Source organism: Paenibacillus elgii NBRC 100335 (assembly GCF_004000865.1).
In the GTDB taxonomy this organism is placed as follows: Bacteria; Bacillota; Bacilli; order Paenibacillales; family NBRC-103111; genus Paenibacillus_G; species Paenibacillus_G elgii.
The window spans coordinates 1-2,119 of record NZ_BIMB01000127.1; the positions used below are offsets into that span (position 1 = coordinate 1).

The window sequence follows — 2,119 nt, forward strand, 5'->3', positions numbered from 1 at the left end:
AACCCAAACCAGATATTCATGCTCAACTCCGTCATCATCCGTAAAGAAATCTGGCACTTTAAAAGAATCCCGCTTCGATATTCTCCTGAAATATTCTAATTGTATTTGTATTTTTTCAACTTCATTTAATTCCTTTGTAAATAATTCTTCTTCGATATGAAATAATTTAGAAAGTGCTTCAAGCTTCGCTTTGGGAATGGGCCTCTTCTTGCTTAACCACGCCATGATAGTTGGTGGAGCAATGTCCAGTTTTTCAGCCAATTTCTTATACGTGCCGTTGTACACTTTTACTATGTATTGAAGTCCTATCATTTCTTTCACACCCCATCAAGACTAATCGATTAGCCAACCTGTGATATTAAGATATCATAAGACTAATCAATTAGTCAATAGTTTGATGAAATAATTTTCCACTCTCTGCCGCGCAAACATTTTGACTGATTTTTCGTATAGTCGACGGTGAGAAAGAATGATGCAAGTGATTCCTCATTAAAAAACCTTGAGGAGTTTATCCCTCAAGGTCAAAGGCTACAGTGGATTCTCACATTTCCATTCAACATCCATCTTTGTGAAATCTTCCAAATAATCAGAAAGCTCCTGTTCAAGTTGGTCAATTCCTAAAATGTCTTTAAGGTGTACAGAATCCACAAGTTCTTCATCGGATACATCCCAGTCATTTTCTATATAAGTCTTTGGAATTTCATATCTTCTCAACCAAAATTTCATGATTGATGCATCAGATGTATTTAGCATACTTTTTGTTGATACTGCTTTAACCACTATAAAAGCGCGCCGTTCTTCAGAAATTGCAGGAATTTCTATTGCTAATGCATTCCCACTTATGAGTTGATTTCTTTGTTTAGTGTTAAATTTTTGCATGAATTATAACACCACTTTCTACTATGGATTAAAAAAGATTCTAATAACACTCCCACTTTCATCATGAATCTGCAAATGAGGTAGTTCTCCGTGAGCATTACCTGATCCATGCCCTGATACTCTTCCGCTTGAATCTAGTGCATCATCCCAGTGGTAAGTTCCTGCCTTTGATCCATAAAAATTCTTTGCCTCTGAACCTGACATTCCTGAAGTGTTAGTGTATCCTTTTCCTTGATATAATCTTAAAAACAATTCCTCAGCTTCTGATCTACTTCCAACGGTTACTTCATTTGCGCCCTTTATTAGTTCAGTGGCCCTACCTTGCACACTCTTCGAGGACCACGGAATGCAATCTGAATTATGAACCCAAATCTCAAGGTCACTAACGAAATACGTATGGAACTCATCAACCGTCAAGTTATAAACCGTTACCTGCTCGTGCAACAGTTCTATGCTGTCTATCTTGAGTGTATTCCCGTCACTCTGAACAAGCAAGTCTCCAACCTTTAAGTCTTTGACGAACGTCCATCCTTTATCCTTCACATAGAATGGATGATTAAAGGTAGATTTAATTGCTTGGTCGCCTACATAGATTTTATAAATCTCATCCATTTCGTGATTGAACGTGACCGTGACCTCTTTATAGGATACCTCGCCAGTCTCTTCATTTTTGGAAAGAACCTTATCTCCGACTTGTATGTCTTCGATATTTTTCTCCCCTTCGTCTGTAACAACTTTAGTTCCAGGAGCAAAGCAGTTGCATTCGCTTATTAGACTTTTTGTTTTTTCCAATAAAGACTTTGCTGCTCCTTTTGTTTTATTCCACAATCCTGGTGCTTCTTTAACAGCTTCTTTAGCTGCTTTTATCGAAGCTTTTCCAACAGCCGTTCCCGGGCCCATTGTATTTAAAGCGTCTTGAACAAACTGACTTTCTTGTACATAATCAGAAGCATCTTGTATAGCACCTTGTACATTCTCAAGTGCCCCAACGAAAACATTTCCGACTTCATTAAAGTATTGATGACACTCTTGGTTGAGCCCACAAGCAATTTGACCACTAGGATCTGTATACCTCAGAGGATTGTTATGCACATACGTATAAAGATTCAAACTCAGCGGATTCGCAATATCCCCTTCATACGTATCCTGACTCATAAACCGGCCTACACTTGGATCATACCATCTTGCCCGCAAATATTGAAGGTGTGCGCTGTTATCCCAGAACTCTCCACTGTAGCGG

Annotated in this window: 3 protein-coding genes; all 3 read right to left on the reverse strand. The window is 38.5% G+C overall.

Going from position 1 to position 2,119, the window contains the following annotated elements; all coding sequences use genetic code 11:
* On the reverse strand, positions 1-312 hold a 312-nt coding region (locus PEL01S_RS34125; RefSeq protein ID WP_164824388.1), incomplete at its 3' end, for a helix-turn-helix domain-containing protein.
* A 216-nt stretch (positions 313-528) separates the two neighbouring features.
* Complete coding sequence (locus PEL01S_RS34130) at positions 529-879, reverse strand: hypothetical protein (RefSeq protein ID WP_127463366.1); 351 nt, start codon at positions 877-879, stop codon at positions 529-531.
* A 21-nt stretch (positions 880-900) separates the two neighbouring features.
* Positions 901-2,119 (reverse strand): polymorphic toxin-type HINT domain-containing protein (locus tag PEL01S_RS34135; protein ID WP_174807055.1); only part of this gene is annotated, 1,219 nt, incomplete at its 5' end.